The sequence below is a fragment of the Herbaspirillum sp. CF444 genome, from assembly GCF_000282135.1.
Taxonomy (GTDB): Bacteria; Pseudomonadota; Gammaproteobacteria; order Burkholderiales; family Burkholderiaceae_D; genus Herbaspirillum.
Genome location: NZ_AKJW01000062.1, coordinates 42957 through 69697, shown reverse-complemented (window position 1 = coordinate 69697; position 26741 = coordinate 42957). Strand labels below are relative to the sequence as shown.

The following is a 26741-nucleotide window of genomic DNA, read 5'->3' as shown; positions in this document are numbered from 1 at the left end:
ACGCGGCGGCTGCCGGTGACGCCGGCCAACGTCTTCTGCGAGCCGAGTTCCATGCCGTCCTGGCCGGCGTCTTCCACATTGGTAAAGCCCACGACGTGGGCCATGACTTCACCTTCGGGATAGAAGCGCTTGTATTCCTTGCGCGTCTCGATGCCGGCGATGCCGAGCTTGACGATCTTGTCGGCGGTGTCCTGCTCGACCTGGCGTTTCAGATAAACGAAGTTGCGGTCGGAATCGAGCTTCTTGCGCAGTTCGGCGTCGCTCATGTCGAGCAGCTTGGCCAGGTCGCGCAACTTGTCCTTCGGTGCTTCCTGGACGTCGTCGGGAATCGCCCAGATCGCCTTGACCGGCACCGACGACGCCAGCACCTGGCCGTTGCGGTCGGTGATCTTGCCGCGCGTGGCCGGCAGTTCCAGCGTACGCGCGTAGCGCGACGCGCCCTGTTTTTGCAGGAAATCGGTGGACATCCCCTGCAGCCACAGCGCGCGCGCCGCCAGTGCGAAGAAAGCCATGAACAGCACGAACAACACCACGCGCGAACGCCAGGCCGGCATCGCGACCTGCAACACCGGGCTGGCCGAGAACGCGACGCCGCGCGAGGCGGCAACGCGGCCTCCCGCGACGTTGGTGCGTGGCGGCATGCGCGTCATTTGCTGTCCACCTTGTTCCCCACCGTCAGGTACTGGGTGCGTTCCGGCGTCAGCGAAACCATGTTGAGGTCGCGCCGCGCCAATGCTTCAATGCGGGAATTCTTGCCCAGCGTGGATTGATCCAGCTGCAGTTGCGCCCAGTCGATGTCGAGCTGGCGCGCGGCGGACTGGGCGCGCTCCAGTTCGATGAACAGGCGGCGCGCCTGGTATTGCGCATTGACCAGCGACAGCGCGCACAGCACCAGCACGGCGGTCACGAGAAAGCTCAGGCGGCCGGTCATGATGCGTCCTCAGCGACGGTGCGTTCGAGCGAACGCATCACGGCGGAACGGGCGCGCGGGTTGGCGGCGATTTCGGCGTCGCTCGGTTTGACGCGGGAATGCAATCTGGCGAGGGGTTGCGGCAGGTCGACCGCACGAATCGGCAGGCGGCGGTCCGGCTGCGGCACATGGGCTTTGGATGCCATGAACTGCTTGACGATGCGATCTTCCAACGAGTGAAAGCTGATCACAACCAATCTCCCATACTGCGCCATCTGCCGAAATGCTTTTTCCAGTCCTATTTCGAGTTCTTCAAGCTCTTGATTGATGAAAATCCGTATAGCCTGAAATGTACGAGTGGCCGGGTCTTTGCCTTTCTCGCGGGTTTTGACGGCTTGTGCCACGAGCGCGGCAAGCTGTCGTGTGGTTGAAATTGGCTCGACTGCCCGGCGAGCAACAATCGTCTTTGCAATCTGAAGAGCAAACCGTTCTTCCCCATAATCTCGTATCACCTTTGCTATCGTCTGTTCGTCCGCCGTTGCCAGCCACTCCGCTGCCGACACGCCGCGCGTGGTATCCATGCGCATGTCCAGCGGGCCATCGAACCGAAAACTGAATCCTCGCGCCGCGTCGTCCACCTGCGGCGAAGAAATGCCCAAATCCATCAACACGCCGTCGACGCGCATCGCACCATGGCCGTGCACCGCCAGTGCCTGATCCAGCGTCGCAAAGCTGTCATGCACAATGGCGAAACGCGGATCAGCAATGGTCTGCGCCGTGGCGATCGCCAGCGGATCCTTGTCGAACGCAATCAGGCGTCCACGCGCACTGAGGCGCTCCAAAATCTTGCGGCTATGCCCGCCGCGACCGAAGGTGCCGTCCAGATAGACACCGTCAGCGCGGTCGCCTTCTATTACCAGGGCATCCACCGCTTCATCCAACAGCACCGTACGGTGCTGCAAATCGGGCACCGATTGCAAAGTCATCGCGTCGTGCCGTCAGAAAGAAAAATTGCTCAACACATCCGGCATGCCCGCGGCCACGGCTTCCGATTCGTTCTCGGCCAGCTTGGCGGCATCCCAGATTTCAAAATGGCTGCCCATGCCCAGCAACATGACGTCGCGCTCCAGGCCGACCGCCGCGCGCAACTCCGGCGCGATCAGGATGCGGCCGGCGGAGTCGAGCTCCACGTCGCACGCATTGCCGAGGAAAATACGCTGCCAGGCGCGCGCCGACATCGGCCACGCGGCGATCTGCTCGCGATGGCTTTCCCAGGTCGGGCGCGGGAAAAACAGCAGGCAGCCGTGCGGATGGCGCGTCAAGGTGACCCGTCCTTCGCACTGAACCGCCAGGGCGTCACGGTGCCTGGCCGGAATAGACATCCGTCCTTTGGCATCGAGATTGATTGATGACGCGCCCTGAAACACTGTGTTTGACCTTTTTTCCTGTCGACGTTGGCATGCTTGAATTCGGTGTTTTGATATCGGGAATCCGAAAATACCCCACAAAAAAACACTTTTTCACACTATCGCCCACTTTAGAGGATGCACTAATACAGGTCAAGCGATATTCCGGGGTGGAAACAGGGATTTTTTTAATAAAGTCAAAGACTTAGCGCACATAGTTAAAAAGCATCTAAAAGCGCTTTTTCCTCGAAAATGAATGACTTAGGAAACGTATTGAATGTTCCACTTGAGATATACACATGTGTTTATCTCGAATTCCGCGTGGTTTCTGGAGGAGAGACGGGTCGGGTGATCAGGAAAACCGCCGACCGACTTGAGAAGAGATTCTGCAGACCATCAAAAGCACCAACCTGGACCGACATACGACGCAACATCAAACCAAAGATCAAAACGCAGCCGGCAATGTCGCCCGACAATTTACCGGCAACCGAAGTATGCCTGAAAAAACGGCGCGCAGAAAAATCCGGGCGCGTCGAAAATTCCATCAGCGAACACAGAAAACGATGCGCGAAACTCTCCGCCGGCATCCGGATTTTTTCAATTCGATGAAATTCCGGCGAAATAGATCATGACAATTCAATTAAACATCAGATGGGGCTTGCGGAGTAGGCGCATTCCAATGCTAAAATCTCGGCACCTTAACAGTGAAAGGAATTTTAAAGTGAACAAATCCGAATTGGTCGACGCAATCGCTGCTGATACAGAAATCTCGAAGGCTGCTGCACAACGTGCTCTGGACTCCGTTGTTGAAAATATCATCAAGGCAGTTACCAAGGGCGACACAGTGCAACTGGTTGGCTTCGGTTCTTTCTCCACAGGCAAGCGCGCTGCTCGTACCGGCCGTAACCCACAAACTGGCGAAGAAATCAAAATCGCTGCTGCAACTACAGTGAAGTTCTCCGCTGGCAAGTCGTTCAAAGAAGCAGTGAACAAGAAGAAGAAATAATGGTTCGATTTGAATGCTGTGAACCAGGAGTTCACGGCATTCAAATACCGCTGCTGCCGCATTCATGCGGCGGCACACCCTCTCCGGCTTTATCCTGCATCACCCCGCTTCCCCCGTCTTCCCGTAGCATTCCGCACGATTCCCGCATTGCCTGACGCGCTCATTTGTCCTTCATTCGCGATTTCGCCATGCTCCGAACGCACGTACGCCGCAGCAAACAAGTCATGTTTACCGCAGCTTTATTCGGACTCAGATTTGTTGATCAGGCCTGCGCGAACGAAATATCGACCTTGCCGATGTTCTGCAACAAGGCGTTGACGCTGCTCCCCTTCTCCGCAAACAGCAAACCCGTACACGACCCGGTAGTCACGAACTGCCCCGCTTTCAGACCGCCGCAGCGCTCTCCCACGTGATTGGCCAGCCAGGTCACCAGCGGCCAGATGTCGACCACGGGGTTGCCGCCGACGGTCTTGGCGACCTCCAAACCGTTGAAATACAGCTCCGCGTGCTGGATGCTCTGATCGATCTGGCCAAGGTCGCTGCGCCCCGGACCGTAAATGAAAGCGCAATTGCTCAGCGCATCGGCCAATCCTGCCAATGGATTGGCCGCCGGATATTCGGTATAGCGCGAGGACACCAGCTCGATCGCCGGATGCACCGTGCCGACTGCCGCCAGCACTTCTTCTTCGGTGTAAGGCGTGGCGCGGGCCGGCAAATCGCTCTTCATGCGCAGCGCGATCTCGACTTCAATGCCGCGCGAACCAGCCGTCAACAAGTCGAAGAAATGATAGGGCGCGGCGAAGATGAATTGTGCCGGCATCGGCGCGCAACTCGGCTGGGCGCCCGGCGCCTTGGCGCCGACCTTCCAGCCACCGACCTCGCCCAGCGACCGGGAAACGGCATCCTGCACCGCATAGGCTTCGGCGGCGTCGGCCGGAATATATTCGTCCGGCAGCCGCGCCAACGTGATTTCACGATTGCGCGCCGCCAGCAACAGATCGGCGGCCGCCTTGATTTTTTGTTTGTCCATTGTCGTACTTTACTTCTTGAAGAGGCACCGCTGCATGGAAAGCAGCCTGCGCCGGTTAAAAAATTTCCTCAGCGTCGGGATCTCAAGAAAATCCGAAGCGCCGCGGCAACCACAAACTCAGATCCGGCCAGACGATGATCACGATCAGCGTGACCAGCAGCATCGCCAGATATTTCAGATACGGCTTCACCACATCCTGCAGGCGCACCTGCGCGATCGCGCAGGTCGCGTACATCCCCAGTCCGAACGGCGGCGAGAACAAGCCGATGCCCATCGAAATCACCAGGATGATGGCGAAGTGCAGAGAATTGTAACCAAGCTGCACCGCGATCGGCGTCAACAAGGGGCCGAAAATGATCAGCGCCGGCGCGCCCTCCAGTACTGCGCCGAACAGGATCAGCGCCAGCACCGAAATCAGGATGAACATCCAACGGCCGTAATCGTGCGCCAGGCTCACCATCAGTTCCGCCAGCGCATGCGGGATCTGCTCCACGGTCAAGGCATACGCCACGCTGCTGGCGGCGGCCACGATGAAGAGCACCATGCCCGACATCGACGCGGCATCGACGAACAGCTTGACCAGCACCTTGCGGTTGAGTTCGCGGAAGGCCAGCCAGCCGACCACGATGGCGTAGACCACGGCAAAAGAAGAAATTTCCGTCGACGTCGCCACGCCGGAAGCCACGCCCTTGCCGATCATCACGATCATGATCAGCCCCACCAGCGCGCCGCCGATCAGCTTGCCCATCGGGCGCGGCTGGATGAACACGACGCTGACGTCGACCTTGCGGCCGGTGTAATACGCCAGGATGCACAAGGCGATCGCCATCGCCAGCGCCGGCAGGATCCCGGCCAGGAACAGCCCGCCGATCGACAGATTGGCGACGAAGCCGAGGATGATCATGTTGATGCAAGGCGGGATGGTTTCCGCCATGATGGCCGACGCCGCCAGCAAACCGGCCGCCTCGTTCGGATTCTGTCTGGTCTGGCGCACCGCCGGCATCAGGATGCCGCCCACGGCGGCGACGTCGGCCAGCTTGGAACCCGACACGCCCGAGAAAAACGCCATCGCCGTCACCATGATCAGGTTCAGACCGCCGCGCAGACGACCGAACATGCGCAGCAGCAGCTCGATCAGGCGCGACGACATGCCGTTGCATTCCATGACCATGCCGGCCAGGATGAAGAACGGCACCGCCAGCATGACGAAGTGATCGGTACCCGCCGCGACTTGCTGGGCGAACACCATGACCGACAAGGACGGCTCCAGCAGGAAGAACATCAGCGCGCCGAAGGTCAGCGAAAACGCGATCGGCACGCCTGCCACCAAACAAAACAGGAAGCCGAACAGCAAGACATGCATCGGTCGCAGCGCATGATCGGGCCAGAAATTCTGCAAGGCCAGCACGCCGCCGACTACCGCCAGGCCGAGCAAGCCAGACACCAGCGCGTGACGGCCGAACTTCTTCAGCGCATGCGTCATGGCGAACACCGACAACAGCAGGCTGCCGATCAGCACCGGCAAGACGAAGATCGTCTGCGGCAAACCCGAGGGCGTGGTCTGGTCGCTGGAGATTTCCAGCAGCAGCCAGGTCGTATAGGCCAGCGACATGGCGACGAAGGCGATCACCCAGTCGCACAGCCGCAGGATATAAGGCAACCATGATTTCGGGAAAATCCCGCGCAGGCTGTCGATGCCGACGTGGCGGCTGCGACCGAGCACGCTGGCCGCGCCGAAGAACACCAGCGTGATCATCAGCGCGCGCGCCACTTCCTCCGACCATTCCAGCGGATCGTGCAAGGCGTAACGCCAGATCACGGAGAAGAACACCACCAGCACGTCCACCGCCAGCACCGCCGCCGAGGTCAGCTCCAGCACGCGTTGCAGGCGCGGGTAGTCCACCGCGTCGTTGGGCGAAGCATGCAGCGAGTGGATCGCGTTTTCAGTCTCTTCGCCCGGCGCCAGCGGCGCAGTCATCGTCTTCATCATGGTTTCCTTTGGCGGCAGCACGGCATCATCCGCGCGCGGCGACGATCTCGTCGACCACCGGCTTGACCGCCGGATACTGGGTGGTGAACTCGCCCCACAGCGGCGCCACGTCCTTGCGCAGCGCTTCGCGATCGACGGTCGACACGGTCAGGCCGAGTCCCTTGAGTTTTTCAAAGGCGTCGCGCTCCATGTCGGCGGCGCGCTGGCGCTGATACAGCGTCGCTTCGGTGGCAGCGTCGAGGAAGGCTTTTTGCAGATCGGCAGGAATCTTGGCGAAGGAACGCTTGCCGATCACCGGCGTCTGCGGGTTGTAGATGTGCTGAGTCAACGCGCAATATTTCGCGACTTCGAAGAACTTGCCCGCCAGCGCGGTCGGCGCATCGTGCTCGAAACCGTCGACCACGCCGGTTTGCAGCGAGGTATAGATTTCACCGAAAGGAATCGGCGTCGGCACCGCACCCATGTAGCGCAAGGTGCTGACGAAATTCTTCACCGGCAGCACGCGAATCTTGGTGCCCTTGAGCTCGGCCACGCTGCGCACCGGATTCTTGGTAAACACATTGCGCGCGCCCAGCGAATACGCCCAGCCCAGCACCTGTACGCCGATGCGGTCGACCATCAGCTTGCTCAGGATGGCGCCGGCCTTGCCGTCCAGAGCGCGGCCGGAATGGTCGAGATTGGCGAACAGATAGCCCATGTCGAGCACGCCGATTTCCGGCACGGTGGTCGACCAGATCGAGGAACCGGAAATCATCATGTCGACGCTGCCGATGCGCACCTGGTTGACGACATCGGATTCCTTGCCGAGCTGGTCGCTGGGAAAGTAGTTGACGACGATCTTGTTGCCGACGGCAGTTTTGAGATTTTGCGCGAAGCGGCTGTACCAGACGTAGTGTGCCGAATTGGCGTCGAGCGGCAAGGTCGACGACATGCGCAGCGTGACCAGCGGTTTGTCCTGTGCGAAGGCGAGATTGCCCGACAAACCCGTCGATGCGGCCGCGCCGATGGCCAGGCCGGCTTTCAGGAATTGTCGTTTGGATGCGTTGGTGGTGTTCATCATGTCTCCTGTAGTTTTATGTGGTGCTGCTTTGTCACTACTTACGTCTGATGCCTGTCCTGGCTTGTCCGAACTACGCGCTGCCGTGCCGGGCAATATCTGGTGCTTCGCTTATCTTTCAATTTTTCACAAATGGTGTTTCCGGCATGCCGGCAACACCGGGGTTCAGCGTCCAGACCAGGCCCGCGCCGGCGTCGCCTTGCGGTGCGCCGAGGCTGATGCTGGTGACGATCATGGTCTTCAGGTCGTCGCCGCCGAAGGCGCACATGGACGGCTTTTTCGCCGGCAATTCAATGGTTCGGTCGAGCCTGCCATCCGGCGTGAAACGCAGCAGACAACCGGCATCATTGGCACAAGACCAATAACAACCGTCGACGTCCATCGCCGCGCCGTCGGGACGGCCGCGATGCCGATTGAGATCGGCGAACACGCGGCGGCGCGATGGCGTACCGCTGGCGATGTCGTAGTCGAATGCCCAGATGAGGCGGCTAGCCGGATGCGAATCGGACAAGTACATGGTCTTGCCGTCGGGCGACCATGCCAGGCCGTTCTGCACGATCAGGCCATCGACCACCGGCGCCGACAAACCCGCCGCGTCATAACGGTAGAGCTTGCCATCCGCGCGCGCCAGCGACATGTCGAGGCACATGACGCCGCTCCAGAAACGCCCCTGGCGATCACAGCGGCCGTCGTTGAAGCGCTGGTCGGCTTGCAGGCCGCTCGGCTGCGCGAGCTTGTCGAGCAGCACGTTTCCGTCGTCCTCCAGCGTCACGCCGAAGATGCCGGTATGCATGCCGGCAATCATTCCGCCGGCGCCATCGGGCGCAATGCACGCCACCATTTCCGGCAGTTGCCATTGCTTGTAAACGCCCTCGGCGGTCTGGCGGCAAATCAGCTTGCGCGCAATGTCGACCCAGTACCAGGCCGATTGCGCGGCGTGCCAGAACGGACTTTCGCCGACGTCGTAACGATGATCGTTGAGGGGAAGAGCTTGCATGGTGGATATCGTCTATTCGTATTGCGGACCGGCCAGGATGAACGGCCCGCCCTGGAAGTTGCCGGCGTCGTCGGCCGCCGGCCAGGCGCCGCCGAAAGGAAAACGTTCGGAAAACGGATCGGCGGAGTCGCGCGCCACGAAGCCGAGATGACCGGCCTTGCTGTTGTCCCACCAGTTGATGCGATTGTCTGAAACGCCGTAGACGATGCTGTGGCCGACGCGCGACGTCAACAACGCACAGCGCACCAGTTCGACGAAATCGTCGTAGCTCAGGTAAGTCGCCAGCATGCGGGCGTTGCGCGGTTCGGGAAAGCAGGAGCCGATGCGCAGGCACACCGTCTCCACGCCGAAACGATCGAAGTAGTAGCGCGACAGCGATTCACCGAAGCATTTGGTCAGTCCGTACAAACCGTCGGGCCGCAACGGACTGTCGGCGTCGATGCGCTCGGTGGTCGGGTAGTAGCCGACCGCGTGACTGGAACTGGCATAGACCACGCGACGGATGCCGCGCTTGTGCACGCCTTCATATACGTTGTAGGTGCCCTGGATGTTGGCGTGCATCAGTTGCTCGAACGGCGCCTCCAGCGAACGGCCGCCGAAATGCAGCACGGCGTCGACGCCTTCCAGCATGTCGTACACCGCCGCCTTGTCGGCCAGGTCGCAGCTGATGATTTCTTCGCCTATCCCAGCCTGTCCTAGATCGCCGATATCGGACAGGCGCACGACCTCGGTCCAGGGTTTCAGGCGCTCGCGCAGCACCTGGCCGAGATTGCCGGCGGCGCCGGTCAGCAGCAGTCGTTGAAAAGGCTTGGAAGCGGCCTGATGATCGTGCGAATTGCTCATGGCTATGCATCATCGTTGGTTGGACTGCCGACGCTGAGCAGACGGCCTCTGTCGGGACCAATCCCGGGCAACGCCATCGTGCGCTCAGCACAGAAGGAACAACAACACTTCAGCGCACCCTCGCTGCGGCGCGCAGCACCATCAGGTACAGGGAACTGCGGATAGCGCAAAAACGGTCATGGAGTGTCTCCGGATATATCGTTATTTTTAATTGACAGTCATCGTACAACATGAAATTTTTGAACGCAAGGAGATTTGGAAAGCTATTTTTTCATGTCTGCAGCCTCTTTTCAGAGGGCACTAGTCGTCCCGAAAGCCCCTTCCCGCTAACATTTGCAAAAAGCATGACTTGCCTTTATGTCATCTGATGACTGATAACAATTTTTAACGGTACAGCCTGTACACACCGAACTGGAGTGCACAGTTCATCGCAACCGGACGAAGCACAGTTGGGTATGGCGTGCCGATATGCCGATTCGGCTTGCGTCCGGTTTTGAGCCGCACTAGACTTTGTTTACCGATCGGTACAAAACATCTTTCGCCGCAGTCCAACCTCCCTAATGACAGGTGCCCCATGACGACAACCCGCCCTCCGCTTCCGCCGTTCACGCGTGAAACCGCGATCCAGAAAGTCCGCGCCGCCGAAGACGGCTGGAATACCCGCAACGCCGAAAAAGTCTCGCTGGCCTATACCGAAGACAGCCGCTGGCGCAATCGCGCCGACTTCGTGCAAGGCCGCGCGGCCATCGTCGCCTTCCTCGCGAAAAAATGGGTGCGCGAACAACAATACCGCCTGATCAAGGAATTGTGGGCGTTCGAAGGCAACCGCATCGCAGTGCGCTTCGCCTATGAATGGCACGACGATTCGGGCAACTGGTTTCGCTCGTACGGCAATGAAAACTGGGAGTTCGACGAGAACGGCCTGATGCGCGTGCGCCATGCCTCGATCAACGACCTGCCGATCAAGGAAAGCGAGCGCAAGTTCCACTGGGACCAGTCGGCCCCGCGCCCGGCAGATCACCCCAGCCTGAGCGATCTGGGACTGTGATGAAAGCGATGCATTCACAATGACCGACGCGGCAAAACCGAGTTCGCAACGCGACGAACTGATTCCGGTGCTGGCCGAAATCTTCCGCGCCCATGGTTACGAAGGCGCCAGCCTGGCGCGCATCACCGAAGGCACCGGGCTGGGCAAAGGCAGTCTGTATTACGTGTTCCCGGGCGGCAAGGACGAGATGGCGAACGCCGTGCTGAGTCATATCGACAGCTGGTTCCAGCGCGAGATATTCATTCCCTTGCGCGAGAGCGGCGACGGCGCAGATGCCATGGCCGGCATCGGTCACATGTTCCGCGAAGTGAAGCGTTATTTCCTGTCGGGCCGCAAGGTCTGCCTGGTCGGCGTGTTTGCACTGGTCAACGTGCGCGACCGCTTTGCCGACAAGGTGAAGGGTTATTTTGTGGACTGGGCCGTGGCGCTCAACGGCGCCTTGCTGCGCAGCGGCCGCGATGCGGAAGAGGCCGCCGGCTGGACCGAGGAAATACTGGCAGCCATTCAGGGCGCGCTGGTATTGGCGCGCGCCATCGATGATCCCGAGGTCTTTGTGCGCACGCTGGATCGCTTGCAGCAGCGCTTGCAAGCGACCAGCGGATAACTGAAATCATCTACCGAGATCGGCCAGCGGATGTTCCGCCGCCGGCCACGGATCGGCGAAGAAACCTTCCACCCACGCCGGCGTCGCATCCACCAAGTGCGCCGGATTCCATTGCGGCTTCTGATCTTTTTCGATGATCAGCGCACGGATGCCTTCGACAAAATCGGGACGCGTCGCGCAATGCAGCGTCACCACGAATTCCAGGCGGAAAACTTCTGCCAGCGACATGTGGCGAACGCGCTCCTGCAATGCCAGCGACAACGCCGCCGAACCTGGCGCACCGGCGCCCAGCGTCGCGATCGCCTTTTGCAGCCACGGATTGTCGCTCTTGAGCGCGAGGATGGCGTCGACGATATCCGGTACGGTCTGGCCGCTGCACAATAAGTTGATCAGGTCGAAATTGTCGCGCAGCGCCGAGGGTGCAAACGTCACGTCGTCGGCGACGTCGCGTTCAGCCTGTTGCAGCACGCGGCCGAGCAGCGCCTTGTTGTCGTTGTCTCCCCCGCCCTCTCCCCAATTCTGCAATTGCAGGGCATCAATGACTTTTTGCTTGTCGGCATGGGCGATGCGGTAGTCCGCCAGTTTGGTGAACTTGGCGTCTTCGGCATTCATCAGCGCGCCGGTCAATGCCAGGAAGGCGCCGAGCTTGCCCGGCACGCGGCTCAGGAACCAGCTGCCGCCGACGTCGGGGTACAGGCCGATGGTGATTTCCGGCATGGCCAGGCGCGAACGCTCGGTGACCACGCGGTGGCTGCAACCGGCCATCAGGCCGATGCCGCCGCCCATGACGATGCCGTGTCCCCAGCACAGGATGGGTTTCGGATAGGTGTGGATCTCGTAATCGAGCCGGTATTCGTGTTCGAAGAATTCCGCCGCGTAGCGATTGCCGCGAATGTCGTCGCGTGCGGGCGAGGCATGATGCTCGCGCATGGTGCGATACAGTTGCTGCAGGTCGCCGCCGGCGCAAAACGCTTTCTCCCCTTGCGCTTGCAGCAGCACCATGGCGATGTCGGGATCCTTGGCCCACCGGCGCAGCTGCGGCGTCAGCAGATGCACCATGTCGAGCGACAGCGCGTTCAAGGTCTTTTCGGAAGCCAGCGTGGCGACGCCGATGCGGCGGCCATTCTGCGTGGCCAGTTCTTCAAACAAAACCGGTTGGCTCATGGGAATCCTGAGTGTCTCTGATCTGAAATCGTCTTGTGCGACCTCGCCGGCCTCGTGAGCCGGGAGATCGATTTATATAATTTAATTGAAGCAAGCCGATAGGCCGGATTCTGTTACGACGGTTGCCCGTTATGACAGCCATTCCTCTAGGCGCCGGATTGCTCCGGCGCTCAAGCTCTCTACCCGCACGCTCCGCGAGCAACATCAACGCGTGCCTATTTGAGATTGCTCCGGGTGGAGGTTACCGCGTTTCACCGTAACTTAATACGCTCGTCTCTGTGGCCCTGTTCCTCGCCTTATACCGGCTTGCGCCGGCTTTCGGCGGACGGCCGTTAACCGTCACCCTGCTCTATGGAGTCCGGACCTTCCTCCCGCCATCGCATGACACGATGACCAGCGGCTGTCTGGCTTGCTTCGGCCGTCATTGTACCTCAGCCGCCTGCCGGACCGGCGAGGCGTGCAGTGCAGCACGAATCCGGAAAGCAACGACAGAGCAAATAGTTCATGAATATCCAACATTTTCGCTTCAGGGGTGGCATCTTATTGTCGATAATTGGCCAGCATGACCGGATGCGGAACATGCGCCGACTTCCTTTCCTGATCAAGGGGCATCAGACAATGACAACGCTTCGTTTTCCTTCGCCCTTCACACAACACCGCCGCACCGGCATACCTCGGGCAGCCCTGGTGATCTGCCTGACAATGCTGCTGCCATTGCCGCTGCAAGCGGCGCCGAATGCCTCCGCGCAGATCGTGCAAATCGGTTTTGCCGGACCGCTTTCCGGCAGCTCGGCGCGCATGGGGCAAAGCCAGATGCATGCCGCCGAACTGGCGCTGGCGGAAGTCAATGCGCACGGCACGTCCATCGGCGGCAAACCGGTGGTATTCAAACTGCTGCCGCAAGACGATCGCGGCGATCCGGGCACCGCCGCGCTGGTCGCCGCCTATCTGGTCAAGTCGGAAGTCGCCGCGGTCATCGGTCATTGGAACACCGGCGCCAGCATGCGCGCCGCCACTATCTACAACGCCGCCGGCATCGCCCAGATCGCGCCGGGATCGACCGGACGGCAATATACGCAGAACGGCTACGCGACCAGCTTCCGCATCGTCGGCCACGACGACGACGGCAGCCGCTACGCAAGCGCCTATGCGCTCCAGAACCTCAAAGCCGGACGCATCGCGGTGGTACACGACGACACCGCGTTCGGCACCATGCTGGCGACGCAATTCATCCGGGGCGTGCAGGAAAAGGGAGGAGAAATCGTGACCCGGCAATCGATCAGCAGCAAAACTTCCGATTTCAATGCCGCGCTCGCCGAATGCAAAAGCAAGAATGCCGACCTGATATTTTTCGGCGGACTGGGGCCGCAAGCCGCCGCGCTGATGCTCGGCATCAAACGGATGAACGTCCATGCCGAACTGCTGGCGGCGGACGGCATCGTCGGTCCGACGTTTCTCCAACTGACGGGCGCGGACGGCAACGGCGCACTTGGACTGGCGCCCGGCCAGGCGCAGGAAAAAATGAACGGCTGGAAAAAGTTCAAGGAAAAATTCAACGCCGCCTATGGCGACCGGATCGAGTTTTTCGCACCGTTCGCCTATGATGCCGCACACATGATCGCGGCCGCCGCGCAGCAGGCCAATTCGCTGGAACCTGCACGCATCGCCAACGCCCTGCACAACATGAAATACAAGGGCCTGACCGGCACCATTTCATTCGACGCCGAAGGCAATCTCGCCAACCCGGCCTACACCATCTATCGGGTGCAGGACGGCAAATGGATGCCGATACAAAGCTTCGGCAGCAAGTAAGCAAATAAGCGATTTGTCGTTCGCCGCGCGCGGCGCATCCACCATGCCGATTTGGCATGCGACAGGTAAACCGGAATTGCGTATAGTCGACATTCCGAATCGGCAACATCCCCGCATCACAGGAAAAGGCAATGCATATCTGCGTATTAGGCGCCGGCATCATCGGCGTCACATCGGCTTATCGCCTGCTGCAAGACGGCCATGATGTGACCTTGCTGGACGCGCGCCCCGAGGCCGGCGCCGGCACCAGCATGGGCAACGGCGCCCAGTTGAGCTACTCCTATGTCGCGCCGCTGGCCGACCCGTCGGTGTGGACGCACTGGCCGCATTACCTGTTCAGCGCCGACTCGCCGCTGACCCTGAAACCCAAACTGGATCCGGCGCAATGGCGCTGGCTGATCAAATTTCTCGGCGCCTGCAATTCCGCACGCGTCAAGCGCACCACCATCGAGTTGCTGCAACTGGCGTTTTACAGCCGCGATGAATTGACCCGGCTGCACCAGGCCGCGCCGTTCGACTTCAGCCACCGCACCGCCGGCAAGCTGGTGATGTATACCGATCCGGCCGGCCTGGCGTCGGCGCGCAAGCAAGTCGCCTTCCAGTCTCAATACGGCTGCCGGCAGGAAGTCATCGACGCCGCGCGCTGCCTCGAGATCGAACCGGCGCTCGGCAACGCCAGTCGAAACGGCCGACACTGGGCCGGCGGCGTCTATACGCCCAGCGAAGCCACCGGCGACTGCGCGCAGTTTTGCCAGGGACTGGTGACGGCGATGCGCGGCAAGGCCGGCTTCCGCTTCATGCCATCCACCGCCGTCACGCAAGTGAACATGAAAGACGGCACCATCGCGTCGGTGCAAACGGATGGGCAAGCGATCGACGCCGATGCCTTCGTGCTGGCGCTGGGCGCCGACAGCGCCGCCTTCGCGCGGCAGGCCGGCTTCAGCCTGCCGCTGTACCCGCTCAAGGGATACAGCATCACGGTGCCGCTGGAAGACAGCTTCACGCAGTCGGCCGCGCCGCAAGTCTCCATCACCGACATCTCGAAAAAAATCGTCTACGCGCGTCTCGGCAATCGCCTGCGCGTGGCCGGCCGCGTTGAACTGGTCGGCATGGACACGCGCATCCCCGATCGCGCCATCAACGAACTGATCGACGGTACCAACGAACTCTTCCCCGGCAGTATCCTCAACCAGAAGGCTTCGCAATTGTCGCCCTGGGCGGGATTCCGCCCGGCCACGCCCAGCGGCGTACCGGTCATCGGCGCCTCGCCGGTGAAAAACCTGTATCTGAACATCGGCCAGGGCGCACTCGGCTGGACACTCGCCTGCGGCAGCGCGGCGCTGCTGGCGGCGCAGATCGGCGGACGCAAGGCCGCGATCGACGATGCGCCGTTCCGCTACGGTCGCTGATTCCTCTGCGACATTACCGGCGATCTGCGTGATCGCCGGATTCCGCATACCATATCCCGACGACAACTAAAGAAACTTGAGGAGACCGGAATGCGGGAAAACCATCTGCGCACGCTATTCGCGCAAAAGAAACTGGCCCTGAACGGCTGGGCGTCCATCGGCAATTCTTTTCTGGCGGAACTGATCGCCGATTGCGGCTACGACGCGGTGACGATCGACTTGCAGCACGGCCTGTTTTCAGTCGAAACCGCCGTGCCCATGCTGCAGGCGATTTCCGCAACCCCGGCCGTGCCGCTGGTGCGCTGCTCCGAAAACAGCCTCGGCGAAATCAACAAACTGCTCGACGCCGGCGCTTACGGCGTGATCTGCCCGCTCGTCAACAGCAAGGAAGACGCCGAGAAATTCGTGCGCGCCTGTCACTACTCGCCGCGCGGCGGCCGCAGCTACGGTCCGGCGCGCGGCGTGCTGTACGGCGGCAAGGATTATTTCGAACACGCCAACCGCACCATCCTCACGCTGGCCATGATCGAGACGCGCCAGGGACTGGCGGCGGCGGAAGAGATTCTCTCGGTGCCGGACCTCGACGGCATCTTCATCGGCCCCAGCGACCTCGCCATCGACATGGGCCTGGCGCCCGATGCCTGGAACGACGACCAGGTCGACCAAGCCTTCCGGCATCTGATCGACATGGCGCATGCACGCGGCAAATATGTCGGCATCTTCTGCGGCTCGGTCGACATGGCCGAGCGCATGAAGGCCTGCGGCGTCGACATGCTCGTGCCCGGTACCGACGCCCAATTGCTGCGCGCCGAAACCATGCGCCGCCTGGACATCCTGCGCGGATAAGTCATCGGAATAAGTTATCGGTTAAGCGACGGCGCTCACGCTCCTCCTGCGTAGGAGAAAAGTCGAATATCGTCATTGTTCGATGACAAATTCACATCCTCGAAAAACAGCCGTGACAATTATTGTAATTGTCTGACGAAAGATCGATTTTAAGAAAAATCCTATTCAAGCCTCACGCGGGAAATCGCATAATCCCCTCCGGAAACTTCGACGGCCGGCTCAGCTCACTTGAGCCGGCGCCTCGTTGGACAAGGGACATAACAGGGGAACATCATGACGCTTCCGACGCACCGACTCTCTCCCGCCATCGCAACTCTGCTGGCGGCAACGCTGTTGCTGAGCGCCTGCCTCAAGGATTCCGCGCCTCGCGAAAACACGCTGGCGGCAACGCCGCAAGAGGCCGGCAGCTGGGACACGCTGCCGCAGGGCGGCGCCTTGCGCGCCGCCGAACAACTCTATCGCGCCTGCGCCCGCGAAGCGGCGCAACTGCATCTTCCGACCAGGGAATTCCCCGAAGTCAGCAACCGCGTCACTTATCTCACCCAGGACGGGCAACGCATACGCAAGACCGAACAACTCCATGTCGACATCGACGACATGCACATCGACAACGGCTGCGCGACGCGCCTTGTCAAACGCGTCAGCATCGACGTCATTTCCAGCGACCGGACCAGCGTCGATGAAACCGGCCGCACGCTGGCACGCAAGCGCGACGACAACGATGTGGCGTTACCGGACGGTGCAGCGCGCATGCAGCTGACCATCGCCAGGATCGTGCAGCCGGCGCCATCCTGCACGCTCAGACGCGACCCCGGCCCGCAAAGCCATTTCATGATGCTCAACCTGTGCCGGAACGAAGAACGGCGCGCCGAACAGGAGCAGCAACAACACCGGGAAGACACCATCAACCACCCGAAGAAAAATGCGGCCCCCGCGACCTCCAGCTAGGGCCTGTTACTTGGATTACTTGAGGGGAACGCGGCCGAAGAAGGGATAACTCGGATCGTTGTAACCCGGCGTCGACGAATGCCCCGGCGTCACCAGCGCATCGATCATCGCCTCTTCTTCGGCGGAAATCTGCAACTCCACCGCATCGTAATAATCTTCCATCTGCGCCAGCGTGCGCGGTCCGGCGATCACGCTGCTGATCGCGGAATTGGCCAACACCCATGCCGTCGCAAACTGGCCCAGCTTGACGCCGCGCGCCGCGCAATGTTCTTGCAAGCGCTCGGCGATGACCAGCGACTCTTCACGGAATTCCGTTTCCATGATGCGCTTGTCGCCGCGGCCGGCACGCGTGTTCTCGTCCGGCTTCTGGCCCGGCTTGTATTTGCCGGTCAGCACGCCGCGCGCGATCGGGCTGTATGGCACGACGCCAAGGCCGTAGTTGGCGCAGGCCGGCAGGATTTCCACTTCCGGCATGCGGTTGAGCAAGTTGTAATACGGCTGGCACACCAGCGGCAGCGGCACATTGTTCTTCTCGCACAGGCGCGCGATCTCGGCGATGCGCCAGCCGCGGAAGTTGGACACCCCAAAGCCGCGGATCTTGCCCGCGCGGATCAGGTCGCCCAGCGCCTGGATCGCTTCTTCCAGATTTTCTTCGTGATAGTCGCGGTGCATGTACAGCACGTCGAGGTAATCGGTGTCGAGACGGCGCAGGATGTTGTCGGTCTCGGTGACGATCCAGTGGCGCGAGTAGTGCGACTGGTTCGGCGTGCTGCTCATGGGGTTGCCGAGTTTGCTCGCCAGCACCCAGTCGCCGCGCTGCCCTTGCAACAGCTGGCCGACCATCTCTTCCGACTTGCCCTTGCTGTAGACGTCGGCGGTATCGATGAAGTTGACGCCATGCTCGCGCGCCGAGGCGACGATGTTGCGCGCTTCGTCGATCGCGGTCTGGTCGCCGAACATCATGGTCCCGAGGCACAAGGCCGAAACTTTCAGGTTGTTTTTTCCAAGGCGTCGATATTGCATGGTGCGTCTCCGGTAAGGATGAGATGAAGGTCGGGGGAAGCGAGGAAGACGATTCTAGCGCCTTGCCCCGATTCTTGCCGAAACAGCCCGGATTAAAGAATCGGCGCTTCTTCTTCCAGCCAGCGGCGTTTGTCGCGCAATGGCGGCGAACCGAACATGCGGCTGTATTCGCGGCTGAACTGCGAGGGGCTCTCGTAACCCACCGCCTGCGAAGCAAGCGCCACGCTGACGTCGTCGGCGAGAATCAGGCGACGCGCCTCCTGCAGGCGCAAGTTTTTCTGGTATTGCAGCGGACTCATCGCCGTCACCACCTTGAAATGATGATGCAGCGACGACACGCTCATGTGCACGTCGCGCGCGATGTCGTCCACGCGCAGCGGCTGTGCGAAGCTCTCCTTCATCATCCGGATGGCCTTGGCGATGCGGTTCATCTGGCTGTCCTGCAGTACGGTCTGGCGCAGCAACGCGCCCTGTCCGTTCATCAGCAGGCGGTACAGGATCTCGCGTTTGACCATGGGCGCCAGGATGGGAATATCGCGCGGCGTATCCAGCAGGCGCAACAAGCGCAGCACCGCATCCAGCAGCGTGGCGTCGAGACGGTTGACGAACAGCCCGCGCGAAGCGTCCGACGGAATGCCCTGCGGCAGATGCTCGTCGCCGATCAGCGAGCCGATTTCCTTGGTGTCGAGATCGATGCGCAAACCCAGATAAGGCGTCTCGGGACTGCTGATGGTCACCTTGCCCACCATCGGCAAATCCACCGACGACACCAGATAGTGCATCGGATCGTAGTCATAGACGTCGTCGCCGACGAACAGGCGCTTGGCGCCCTGCGCGATCACGGCGAACACCGGCTTTTGCACCGCATGCTTGGGCCCCTGCGGATTGGTGATGCGATGCAGGAAGAAGCCTTCGATGCCGGTTTCCAGCGAACCTTCGACGCCTTCGGTCAAGCGCGAAATCAGCGTCACCAGCTCGCGCTGTGCAGCGCGCAACCGTTCATCGGCTTCGCCATCCGGCGTGACGGTCGCGGAAGACAGCGGCGCAGGCGCGCCGGAGGCATAGTCCAGGTCGGTAGAGGCGTCGTTCAGATCCATGGCGTGATTTCGGATGGGAGAGGGAAACGGTCAGCTTACTCCAGATTGCGGACTTGCCTGAATCTCCATCGCCTCAAGTTGGAGAAATAGGCAAATAATCAGGAGAATCAGGTATCCGAACCTGATCCGGAATCCGGATTTCCCTCCCGCCCGCAGTCAAACTGCAACATGAGCGCACATGCTTTGCATTTTTACGCCGCCCGAAAGTACAAGCCACGATGCCTTATTCCGCCTGACATACAGCGCGCATCTCCCAGCCTGCTCGTATTTCGGAAATGCGGGTGCTTTTGCCGATCGCATCGACAATCAGATCAGTCAACGCAAGCAAAAACCGACCCGAAATCGGCAAAAACTGCCTGATTCACCAATACATTGGAGAATCAGGCAAATATTCGACAGCTTTCAGCAAACGAAAATTGCTGCGCTGCGCGCATAATCTCTTCACGCCAAAACACACGATTCAAACTGTCCATCGCGCCGTTTCAGGTTCGACCATGCAAGACAGTGCTTCACAGGACCGCCGATGACCGGTGCGAGTATTCGCGCTGCTGCTTCGGCTCTTCACCAACTTTCCAGACACCATCGACCAGACGCTTTTCGCCCTTTCCGGCGGGAGGACACGCTGCCTTCTTTCACATTGCAGCCTGCGGAGCTATCGATGCTGCCGGCCGACAGACAACAAGGACCACGCACATGCAAGCGATCGCCCACGCAAAAACAGCGACGCCCCTGATCTCGACATCAGGCGGGCCGCTGCATGGAAAAACGAGAGACCGGGCAGGCGCTTTAGAACACGCTCTCGGCGATGTTGTGCTGTTCGATCACGGCGCGGATGGTATTGCTCTCCGGCCGAGACGTGAAATGGCATTCCTTGGCCTCGTCGGCCATGCCCATCTGGCAGCCTTTTTGCAGCGGGCAGGTGGCGAACAGCTCGGCGACCCAGTCGACGAAGGCGCGCACCTTGGGCGACAAGTGGCGGTTGTGCAGATAGACCACGGAAATCGGCATGGGAACCGGCTTCCACTGCGACAGGACTTCGACCAGGCGACCGTCTTCGAGGTAAGGCTGAATCATGTACAACGGCGCCTGCACCAGGCCGAAACCCTGCAACGCGCACGCCACGTAAGCATCGCCGTCATTGACCGACAGCTTGCCGGCCATCTTCACTTCGTGGGCGGAACCGTCGACCATGAAGTCCCAGTCGATGGTGCGGCCGGTGCGGCTGGAGAAGTAATGCACCGACTTGTGATTCTGCAGATCCTCGATGGTGTGCGGCATGCCGTGGCGCTCGAAATAGGTCGGCGAACCGCAGGTCACGGCCTGGAAGGTGCCGATGCGACGCGCCACCATGCTCGAATCCTGCAAGTCGCCGACGCGGATCACGCAGTCGACCGCCTCCTGCACCATGTCGACCGGCCGGTCGCTCATGCCCATGACCAGTTCGATGTCCGGGTATTTGGTATAGAAGTCGCACAGATTGGGCAGCAACAGCAGACGGCCGATCGAGGCCGGCACGTCGATGCGCAGGCGTCCTTGCGGACCGCGCGTGACGTTGCGGAACGATGCTTCGGTCTCGTCGACCTCGGCCAGGATGCGCACGCAGCGCTCGTAATATGCAGCGCCGTCGGGCGTGAGACTGATGCGGCGCGTGGTGCGATTGAGCAGACGCACCTGCAGCAAACTCTCCAGTCCCTGCACGATCGTCGTCACCGTGGTGCGCGGCAAATTGAGGTTGTCGGCCGCGCGCGTAAAGCTGTTGGCGTCGACCACGGCCGTAAAGACCTGCATTGCCTGAAATCTGTCCATTCGATTCTCCCGGGCAACGATGCATATCTCAAGCATGTCGCCAAATTTGCACAAATCCATGTCGGCGATTGTTTTGCAACAGCGCCAAAACTGCCTTTTTTACTGCCAATTTGCCATCTTTTTCTGCCATTGGCGGGCTTTTTCATGCCTTCTCCGGCTAATCAAAAAAACCCCGAAAACCGCAGCAGCATTGGCTCGCCCACGATTCTCGCCAAACTAATTCAGTCATTTTACGCCTATTGTTCGGGCATGGCGAACAGTGTTGTTGATTTTGCCTGCTTTATCGGCCCCCGTGCTGTGGCGCACAATCCGCTTCAATCTAGCGAACCTGGCTTTTGCGCCAGCCACCCCATCATGGAAGTTTTACAAGAATCCGCCGTCAGCAATTTCACCGTCCCCGGCCCGATCGGACGCATCCCTGTGCGCCTGTATCACCCGCTGGCGAGCGGCGAGAAGAAGCTGAAGAACACCTCCGGTCCGCTGCTGCCGTTGGTTTTGTATTTCCATGGCGGCGGTTTCGTCTCGGGCGGGCTCGACGATGCCGACCTGCAGGCGCAATACATTTCGCAGCACAGCCATGCCGTGGTGTTGTCGGTCGATTACGCGCTGGCGCCGGCCAAGCCCTTCCCGGCCGCGCCGGAAGACGCCTACGCCGCCTGCTGCTGGGCCGTGAAGAATGCCGCCGACCTGCACATCGACACCAGCCGCATCGCGGTCGCGGGCGACGACGCCGGCGGCAACCTGGCCGCCAGCCTGACCATGATCACGCGCGACCGTTGCGCCGCGCCGTTTGCCGCGCAAGTGCTGATCAGCCCGATGCTCGATCCCAGCATGACCTTGCTGGGCGACGCCAAGCGCCTGAATTCGGATATCACCGCAGAGAAATGCGCCGCCGGCTACCGCCAGTACCTGCCGCAGACCATGCAACGCCTGCATCCCTACGCCGCGCCGCTGGAAGCCAGCCGCCTGGCGGGACTGCCGCCGGCCTTCATCGCCACGGCCGAGTGCGACGTGCTGCATACCGAAGCGGAAAAATATGCGTCCTCGCTGATCCGCGCCGGCGTGCACACGCAAGTCGCGCGCTTCGCCGGCCTGACCCACGGCGCGCTGCGCACCCATATTCCCCTGCTCAAAGAAATCGTCGAATTCCTGCGCCGTCGCTTCAACGTGACCGGTACAGGCCCCACAAACCTTGCTTTCCAACCTTCCTAATGAGGTCCACCATGTCTAACGATATCCAAAACCCAACCCCAACCTTCCGCAACCGCTATCTGGCCACTGCGGCCGTACTGACCGTCATCGCCATCGCCGTCGCCGGCACGCTGTCGGCCATCGGCGTCGACTCCACCGCCGTTGCACAGCAAGCGCCGCAAGCCGCCAGCGTCGACGTCGCCGAAGTCGTCAGCAAACAGATCACCGACTGGCAGCAATACTCCGGCCGTCTCGAAGCAGTCGACCGCGTCGAGATCCGTCCGCTGGTGTCCGGTACCCTGACCGCCGTGCACTTCAAGGATGGCGCGATGGTCAAGAAGGGCGATGTGCTGTTTACCATCGACCCGCGTCCTTACGCCGCTGAAGTCGCCCGCGCGCAAGCGCAACTGGCCGGCGCCGAAGCCCGTGCCGCCTACACCGCCTCGGATGTGGCGCGCGGTCAACGCCTGCTGGGCGACAACGCCATCGCCAAACGCGACTACGAAGAAAAGCAAAATGCTTCCCGCGAAGCCGCCGCCAACGTGCAAGCTGCGCAAGCCGCCCTGCGTTCGGCCAAGCTGAACCTGGAATACACGCAGATCACCGCGCCTGTCTCGGGCCGCATGTCGCGCGCCGAAGTCACCGTCGGCAACATCGTTTCGGTCGGCTCCAGCACACCGGCGCTGTCGACACTGGTGTCGATGTCGAAGATCTACGCATCGTTCGACGTGGATGAGCAAAGCTTCCTGAAATACGTCAATCCGGCGCGCGCCAAGGGTACGCAAGTACCGGTGTTCCTGGGCCTGGCCAATGAAGACGCTTACTCGCGCGAAGGCAAGGTCGGTTCGATCGACAACCGTATCGACACTTCTTCCGGCACCATCCGCGTGCGCGCCGTGTTCGACAACGCCGACGGCCAGTTGCTGCCGGGCCTGTACGCCCGCATCCGCCTCGGCGGCGGCGCACCGCGCGAAGCACTGCTGATCGATGAAAAAGCGCTCGGCACCGACCAGGACAAACGTTTCGTGCTGGTGCTCGACAAGGACAACCACGCTACTTACCGTGAAGTCCGCGTCGGCGCCAACCAGGACGGTCTGCGCGTCATCGAAAACGGCCTGAAGTCGGGTGAACGCATCGTCGTCAACGGCCTGCAACGCGTCCGTCCGGGCGACACCGTCGCACCGAACGTGGTGCCGATGGTCAAGGTTGCCGGCGCCAAGGCTGACAAGAAAGCTTAAGACTGGCTCATCAGAAATTTAATACTGAGCTTAAAAGATCCGGTTCAAAAGATCCGCTTCAAAAGATTATTAACGGGGAATTCCCATGAACATTTCAAAATTCTTTATCGACCGCCCGATTTTCGCGGGCGTGCTCTCGATACTGCTGCTGCTGGCCGGGGTGCTGGCCATGTTCCAGCTGCCCATTTCCGAATATCCGGAAGTGGTGCCGCCATCGGTCGTGGTGCGCGCGCAGTATCCGGGCGCCAACCCGAAGGTCATCGCCGAAACAGTGGCGTCGCCGCTGGAAGAGCAGATCAACGGCGTGGAAAACATGCTGTACATGCAGTCGCAAGCCAACAGCGACGGCAACCTGACCATCACGGTCAACTTCCGTCTCGGCGTCGATCCCGACAAGGCCCAGCAACTGGTGCAGAACCGCGTTGCCCAAGCCTTGCCGCGCCTGCCTGAAGACGTGCAACGCCTGGGCGTGACGACCATCAAGAGCTCGCCGACGCTGACCATGGTGGTCCACCTGATCTCGCCGGACAACCGCTACGACACGACCTACCTGCGCAACTACGCCGTGCTGAACGTGAAGGACCGCCTGGCGCGTATCCAGGGCGTCGGCGAAGTCGGCCTGTTCGGTTCGGGCAACTACTCCATGCGCGTCTGGCTCGATCCGAACAAGGTCTCGCAACGCGGCCTGACCGCCAGCGACGTCATCAAGTCGATCCGCGAACAAAACGTGCAGGTTGCCGCCGGCGTCATCGGCGCTTCGCCCAGCTCGCCCGACGTGCCGGTGCAATTGTCCGTCAACGCCCAGGGTCGTCTGAAGAGCGAAGAAGAGTTCCGCGAAATCATCCTCAAGAGCGCGCCTGACGGCGCCATCACCAAGCTGGGCGACGTCGCCCGCGTCGAGCTGGCCGCGTCCGAATACGGCCTGCGCTCGCTGCTGGACAACAAGCCCGCGGTGGCGATCCCGATCTTCCAGGCGCCTGGCGCCAATGCGCTGGACGTGTCGACGCAAGTGCGCGCCGCGATGAAGGACCTGTCGAAAGACTTCCCGTCGTCGGTGGAATACAAGATCGTCTATGACCCGACCCAGTTCGTGCGCGCCAGTATCGAAGCGGTTGTCCATACCCTGCTCGAAGCGATTGCGCTGGTCGTGATCGTGGTGATCATCTTCCTGCAAACCTGGCGCGCCTCGATCATCCCGCTGCTGGCCGTGCCGGTGTCGATCGTCGGTACCTTCTCGCTGATGCTGGGCTTCGGTTACTCCATCAACGCCCTGTCGCTGTTCGGCATGGTGCTCGCCATCGGGATTGTGGTCGACGATGCCATTGTGGTCGTGGAGAACGTCGAGCGGAATATCGGCGCAGGGCTGAGTCCGCGTGAAGCAACCTATCGCGCCATGCAGGAAGTGTCCGGCCCGATCATTGCGATTGCGCTGACGCTGGTGGCGGTGTTCGTTCCGCTGGCCTTCATGACAGGTTTGACCGGTCAGTTCTACAAGCAGTTTGCGATGACGATTGCGATCTCGACCGTGATCTCGGCATTCAACTCGCTGACCCTGTCGCCTGCCTTGGCTGCGATGCTGCTCAAGGGCCACGGCGCCAAGCCGGACTGGCTGACGCGTCAGATGGACCGCTTCCTCGGTGGTTTCTTCGTGCGCTTCAATCGCTTCTTCAACCGCGCTTCCGAGGGTTACAGCAAAGGCGTGACCGGCGTGATCTCGCGCAAGGCTTCGGCCATGGGCGTGTACGCCCTGCTGCTGGCGGCCACCGTGGGCATCGCCTACATCGTGCCGGGCGGCTTCGTGCCGGGCCAGGACAAGCAATACCTGGTGGCCTTCGCGCAATTGCCTAACGGCGCCTCGATCGACCGCAGCGAAGACGTGATGCGCAAGATGAGCGACATCATGCTGAAGGAACCGGGTGTCGACAGCGCGATTGCCTTCCCTGGTTTGTCGATCAACGGCTTCACCAACAGCTCCTCCGCCGGTATCGTGTTCGTCGGCCTGAAACCCTTCGAAGAACGCAAGAGCAAGGAACTGTCGGGCACCGCCATCGCCATGTCGCTGAACAAGAAATTCGGCGGCATCAAGGAAGCCTTCACGGCCGTGTTCCCACCGCCGCCGGTGATGGGTCTGGGTACGCTGGGCGGCTTCAAGATGCAGATCGAAGACCACGGCGCGGTCGGTTACGCTGAACTCGACGCCGCGGCGCAAGCCTTCATGAAGGCCGCTGCCAAGGAACCGGCACTGGGTCCGATGTTCTCCAGCTACCAGATCAACGTGCCGCAACTGGACGTCGACCTCGACCGCGTGAAAGCCAAGCAGCTCGGCATTCCCGTGACCGATGTGTTCAACACCATGCAGATCTACCTGGGTTCGCTGTACGTCAATGACTTCAACCGTTTCGGCCGCGTGTATCAGGTGCGTGCCCAGGCTGATGCGCCATTCCGCGCCAAGGCCGACGACATCGGCCAGCTCAAGACCCGCAATGCCGCCGGCGACATGGTGCCGCTGTCTTCGGTAGTCAAGGTCAAGCAGACTTTCGGCCCTGAAATGGTGGTGCGCTACAACGGCTTCACCGCAGCCGACATCAACGGCGGCCCGGCTCCCGGCTATTCGTCGGATCAGGCAGAGAAAGCGGCTGAACGCGTTGCTGCAGCAACCCTGCCACGCGGCGTGCGCTTCGAATGGACGGACCTGACCTATCAGAAGATCCTTGCAGGCAATGCCGGCGTGTGGGTGTTCCCGATCAGCGTACTGCTGGTGTTCCTGGTGCTGGCGGCGCTGTATGAAAGCCTGACCCTGCCGCTGGCCGTGATCCTGATCGTGCCGATGAGCATCCTGGCGGCGTTGACCGGCGTCTGGCTGACCAAGGGCGACAACAACATCTTCACGCAAATCGGTCTGATGGTGCTGGTGGGTCTGTCGGCGAAGAACGCGATCCTGATCGTGGAATTCGCCCGCGAACTGGAACTGCAAGGCAGCACCGTGATCCGTGCCGCGATCGACGCCAGCCGCCTGCGTCTGCGTCCGATCCTGATGACCTCGATCGCGTTCATCATGGGCGTGGTGCCGCTGGTGACGTCGTCGGGCGCCGGTTCGGAAATGCGCCATGCGATGGGCATCGCGGTGTTCTTCGGCATGCTGGGCGTGACGCTGTTCGGCCTGTTCCTGACGCCGGTGTTCTATGTGCTGCTGCGTAGCATCAGCGGCGGCAAGAAACTGCAGACCGCACACAAGCATGAAGCGCCGATGACTGCCGGTACGCATGTCCCGGCTGCCGATTCGCACGATGGTCGTTAATCGCGGCCAATGAGCAAA

23 protein-coding genes, 1 other RNA gene and 1 pseudogene are annotated in these 26741 nt (G+C 61.0%); 11 read left to right on the top strand and 14 right to left on the bottom strand.

Annotation, left to right across the window (positions count from 1 at the left end):
• The 4 genes and pseudogenes from PMI16_RS14315 to mraZ form a co-directional block, all read right to left on the bottom strand.
• Positions 1-650, bottom strand: a pseudogene (locus PMI16_RS14315) (penicillin-binding protein 2); the annotation flags it as partial.
• Positions 647-931 (bottom strand): cell division protein FtsL, encoded by a 285-nt coding sequence (ftsL, locus tag PMI16_RS14310; protein WP_007880662.1) that lies wholly within the window; start codon positions 929-931, stop codon positions 647-649. The gene ftsL and the pseudogene PMI16_RS14315, both read right to left, overlap by 4 nt.
• Positions 928-1896 carry a 16S rRNA (cytosine(1402)-N(4))-methyltransferase RsmH gene (rsmH, locus tag PMI16_RS14305; protein ID WP_007880661.1) on the bottom strand — a complete coding sequence of 323 codons (969 nt, stop codon included), beginning with the start codon at positions 1894-1896 and terminating at the stop codon, positions 928-930. Before rsmH ends, ftsL begins: the two co-directional genes overlap by 4 nt.
• A 12-nt stretch (positions 1897-1908) precedes the next feature.
• Complete coding sequence (gene mraZ, locus PMI16_RS14300; RefSeq protein WP_007880660.1) at positions 1909-2337, bottom strand: division/cell wall cluster transcriptional repressor MraZ; 429 nt, start codon at positions 2335-2337, stop codon at positions 1909-1911.
• A 252-nt stretch (positions 2338-2589) separates the two neighbouring features.
• Here mraZ and PMI16_RS25930 point away from each other — a divergent pair, with 252 nt between their 5' ends.
• Positions 2590-2925, top strand: coding sequence for a hypothetical protein (locus PMI16_RS25930; protein ID WP_157212641.1), 336 nt, complete (start codon positions 2590-2592; stop codon positions 2923-2925).
• A 70-nt stretch (positions 2926-2995) separates the two neighbouring features.
• Positions 2996-3322, top strand: a complete 327-nt coding sequence (locus PMI16_RS14295) for an HU family DNA-binding protein (protein WP_221197012.1) — start codon at positions 2996-2998, stop codon at positions 3320-3322.
• Positions 3323-3584: 262 nt separating this feature from the next.
• Here the strand turns inward: PMI16_RS14295 and PMI16_RS14290 are convergent, their stop codons facing one another.
• The 5 genes from PMI16_RS14290 to PMI16_RS14270 form a co-directional block, all read right to left on the bottom strand.
• A complete protein-coding gene (locus tag PMI16_RS14290; RefSeq protein WP_007880658.1) occupies positions 3585-4352 on the bottom strand; it encodes a 2-keto-4-pentenoate hydratase in 768 nt (255 codons plus the stop codon).
• Positions 4353-4434: 82 nt separating this feature from the next.
• Complete coding sequence (locus tag PMI16_RS14285) at positions 4435-6339, bottom strand: TRAP transporter large permease (RefSeq protein ID WP_007880657.1); 1905 nt, start codon at positions 6337-6339, stop codon at positions 4435-4437.
• Positions 6340-6367: 28 nt separating this feature from the next.
• Entirely contained in the window at positions 6368-7399 is a 1032-nt protein-coding gene (locus PMI16_RS14280; protein WP_007880656.1) for a TRAP transporter substrate-binding protein, read from the bottom strand.
• Positions 7400-7517: 118 nt separating this feature from the next.
• Entirely contained in the window at positions 7518-8396 is an 879-nt protein-coding gene (locus PMI16_RS14275) for an SMP-30/gluconolactonase/LRE family protein (protein WP_007880654.1), read from the bottom strand.
• A 12-nt stretch (positions 8397-8408) separates the two neighbouring features.
• Positions 8409-9239, bottom strand: coding sequence for an NAD-dependent epimerase/dehydratase family protein (locus tag PMI16_RS14270; protein ID WP_007880646.1), 831 nt, complete (start codon positions 9237-9239; stop codon positions 8409-8411).
• Positions 9240-9813: 574 nt separating this feature from the next.
• Between PMI16_RS14270 and PMI16_RS14265 the strand changes: the two genes are divergently transcribed.
• Both PMI16_RS14265 and PMI16_RS14260 read left to right on the top strand, forming a co-directional pair.
• Positions 9814-10287, top strand: coding sequence for a nuclear transport factor 2 family protein (locus tag PMI16_RS14265; RefSeq protein ID WP_007880644.1), 474 nt, complete (start codon positions 9814-9816; stop codon positions 10285-10287).
• A gap of 19 nt (positions 10288-10306) precedes the next feature.
• The gene (locus tag PMI16_RS14260; protein ID WP_007880642.1) at positions 10307-10891 is read left to right on the top strand and encodes a TetR/AcrR family transcriptional regulator; all 585 of its coding nucleotides are present in this window, start codon (positions 10307-10309) and stop codon (positions 10889-10891) included.
• 6 nt (positions 10892-10897) lie between these two features.
• Here the strand turns inward: PMI16_RS14260 and PMI16_RS14255 are convergent, their stop codons facing one another.
• The gene (locus PMI16_RS14255) at positions 10898-12055 is read right to left on the bottom strand and encodes an enoyl-CoA hydratase/isomerase family protein (protein WP_007880639.1); all 1158 of its coding nucleotides are present in this window, start codon (positions 12053-12055) and stop codon (positions 10898-10900) included.
• Positions 12056-12138: 83 nt separating this feature from the next.
• Positions 12139-12471: RNase P RNA component class A (gene rnpB, locus PMI16_RS25035), an RNA gene on the bottom strand.
• A gap of 202 nt (positions 12472-12673) precedes the next feature.
• Here rnpB and PMI16_RS14250 point away from each other — a divergent pair.
• The 4 genes from PMI16_RS14250 (at position 12674) to PMI16_RS14235 (ending at position 17070) form a co-directional block, all read left to right on the top strand.
• Complete coding sequence (locus PMI16_RS14250; protein ID WP_237719867.1) at positions 12674-13867, top strand: branched-chain amino acid ABC transporter substrate-binding protein; 1194 nt, start codon at positions 12674-12676, stop codon at positions 13865-13867.
• A 131-nt stretch (positions 13868-13998) separates the two neighbouring features.
• Entirely contained in the window at positions 13999-15276 is a 1278-nt protein-coding gene (locus PMI16_RS14245) for a D-amino acid dehydrogenase (protein WP_007880637.1), read from the top strand.
• A gap of 90 nt (positions 15277-15366) precedes the next feature.
• Complete coding sequence (locus tag PMI16_RS14240) at positions 15367-16122, top strand: HpcH/HpaI aldolase family protein (protein WP_007880636.1); 756 nt, start codon at positions 15367-15369, stop codon at positions 16120-16122.
• A 273-nt stretch (positions 16123-16395) separates the two neighbouring features.
• A complete protein-coding gene (locus tag PMI16_RS14235) occupies positions 16396-17070 on the top strand; it encodes a hypothetical protein (RefSeq protein ID WP_007880634.1) in 675 nt (224 codons plus the stop codon).
• Positions 17071-17085: 15 nt separating this feature from the next.
• Here the strand turns inward: PMI16_RS14235 and PMI16_RS14230 are convergent, their stop codons facing one another.
• The 3 genes from PMI16_RS14230 to PMI16_RS14220 form a co-directional block, all read right to left on the bottom strand.
• Positions 17086-18093, bottom strand: a complete 1008-nt coding sequence (locus PMI16_RS14230) for an aldo/keto reductase (protein ID WP_007880633.1) — start codon at positions 18091-18093, stop codon at positions 17086-17088.
• 92 nt (positions 18094-18185) lie between these two features.
• Complete coding sequence (locus PMI16_RS14225; RefSeq protein WP_007880632.1) at positions 18186-19190, bottom strand: AraC family transcriptional regulator; 1005 nt, start codon at positions 19188-19190, stop codon at positions 18186-18188.
• 786 nt (positions 19191-19976) lie between these two features.
• A complete protein-coding gene (locus PMI16_RS14220) occupies positions 19977-20996 on the bottom strand; it encodes a LysR family transcriptional regulator (protein ID WP_007880630.1) in 1020 nt (339 codons plus the stop codon).
• 354 nt (positions 20997-21350) lie between these two features.
• Between PMI16_RS14220 and PMI16_RS14215 the strand changes: the two genes are divergently transcribed.
• The 3 genes from PMI16_RS14215 (at position 21351) to PMI16_RS14205 (ending at position 26723) form a co-directional block, all read left to right on the top strand.
• A complete protein-coding gene (locus PMI16_RS14215) occupies positions 21351-22208 on the top strand; it encodes an alpha/beta hydrolase (protein ID WP_034380597.1) in 858 nt (285 codons plus the stop codon).
• 11 nt (positions 22209-22219) lie between these two features.
• On the top strand, positions 22220-23425 hold the full coding sequence (locus tag PMI16_RS14210) for an efflux RND transporter periplasmic adaptor subunit (RefSeq protein WP_007880624.1): 1206 nt from the start codon (positions 22220-22222) through the stop codon (positions 23423-23425).
• A gap of 85 nt (positions 23426-23510) precedes the next feature.
• Positions 23511-26723 carry an efflux RND transporter permease subunit gene (locus PMI16_RS14205; protein ID WP_007880623.1) on the top strand — a complete coding sequence of 1071 codons (3213 nt, stop codon included), beginning with the start codon at positions 23511-23513 and terminating at the stop codon, positions 26721-26723.
• The last annotated feature ends 18 nt before the right edge of the window (positions 26724-26741 follow it).

What these genes read in the sequence shown, in the direction of transcription:
- PMI16_RS14275 (WP_007880654.1), bottom strand. Translation starts at nt 8,396, where the DNA reads ATGCAAGCTCTTCCCCTCAACGATCATCGTTACGACGTCGGCGAAAGT.
- ftsL (WP_007880662.1), bottom strand. Translation starts at nt 931, where the DNA reads ATGACCGGCCGCCTGAGCTTTCTCGTGACCGCCGTGCTGGTGCTGTGC.
- PMI16_RS14230 (WP_007880633.1), bottom strand. Translation starts at nt 18,093, where the DNA reads ATGCAATATCGACGCCTTGGAAAAAACAACCTGAAAGTTTCGGCCTTG.
- PMI16_RS14255 (WP_007880639.1), bottom strand. Translation starts at nt 12,055, where the DNA reads ATGAGCCAACCGGTTTTGTTTGAAGAACTGGCCACGCAGAATGGCCGC.
- rsmH (WP_007880661.1), bottom strand. Translation starts at nt 1,896, where the DNA reads ATGACTTTGCAATCGGTGCCCGATTTGCAGCACCGTACGGTGCTGTTG.
- PMI16_RS14220 (WP_007880630.1), bottom strand. Translation starts at nt 20,996, where the DNA reads ATGGACAGATTTCAGGCAATGCAGGTCTTTACGGCCGTGGTCGACGCC.
- PMI16_RS14295 (WP_221197012.1), top strand. Translation starts at nt 2,996, where the DNA reads ATGCTAAAATCTCGGCACCTTAACAGTGAAAGGAATTTTAAAGTGAAC.
- PMI16_RS14225 (WP_007880632.1), bottom strand. Translation starts at nt 19,190, where the DNA reads ATGGATCTGAACGACGCCTCTACCGACCTGGACTATGCCTCCGGCGCG.
- PMI16_RS14240 (WP_007880636.1), top strand. Translation starts at nt 15,367, where the DNA reads ATGCGGGAAAACCATCTGCGCACGCTATTCGCGCAAAAGAAACTGGCC.
- PMI16_RS14245 (WP_007880637.1), top strand. Translation starts at nt 13,999, where the DNA reads ATGCATATCTGCGTATTAGGCGCCGGCATCATCGGCGTCACATCGGCT.
- PMI16_RS14260 (WP_007880642.1), top strand. Translation starts at nt 10,307, where the DNA reads ATGACCGACGCGGCAAAACCGAGTTCGCAACGCGACGAACTGATTCCG.
- PMI16_RS14265 (WP_007880644.1), top strand. Translation starts at nt 9,814, where the DNA reads ATGACGACAACCCGCCCTCCGCTTCCGCCGTTCACGCGTGAAACCGCG.
- PMI16_RS14290 (WP_007880658.1), bottom strand. Translation starts at nt 4,352, where the DNA reads ATGGACAAACAAAAAATCAAGGCGGCCGCCGATCTGTTGCTGGCGGCG.
- PMI16_RS14215 (WP_034380597.1), top strand. Translation starts at nt 21,351, where the DNA reads ATGGAAGTTTTACAAGAATCCGCCGTCAGCAATTTCACCGTCCCCGGC.
- PMI16_RS14205 (WP_007880623.1), top strand. Translation starts at nt 23,511, where the DNA reads ATGAACATTTCAAAATTCTTTATCGACCGCCCGATTTTCGCGGGCGTG.
- PMI16_RS14250 (WP_237719867.1), top strand. Translation starts at nt 12,674, where the DNA reads ATGACAACGCTTCGTTTTCCTTCGCCCTTCACACAACACCGCCGCACC.
- PMI16_RS14280 (WP_007880656.1), bottom strand. Translation starts at nt 7,399, where the DNA reads ATGAACACCACCAACGCATCCAAACGACAATTCCTGAAAGCCGGCCTG.
- PMI16_RS14235 (WP_007880634.1), top strand. Translation starts at nt 16,396, where the DNA reads ATGACGCTTCCGACGCACCGACTCTCTCCCGCCATCGCAACTCTGCTG.
- PMI16_RS14270 (WP_007880646.1), bottom strand. Translation starts at nt 9,239, where the DNA reads ATGAGCAATTCGCACGATCATCAGGCCGCTTCCAAGCCTTTTCAACGA.
- PMI16_RS14285 (WP_007880657.1), bottom strand. Translation starts at nt 6,339, where the DNA reads ATGAAGACGATGACTGCGCCGCTGGCGCCGGGCGAAGAGACTGAAAAC.
- PMI16_RS14210 (WP_007880624.1), top strand. Translation starts at nt 22,220, where the DNA reads ATGTCTAACGATATCCAAAACCCAACCCCAACCTTCCGCAACCGCTAT.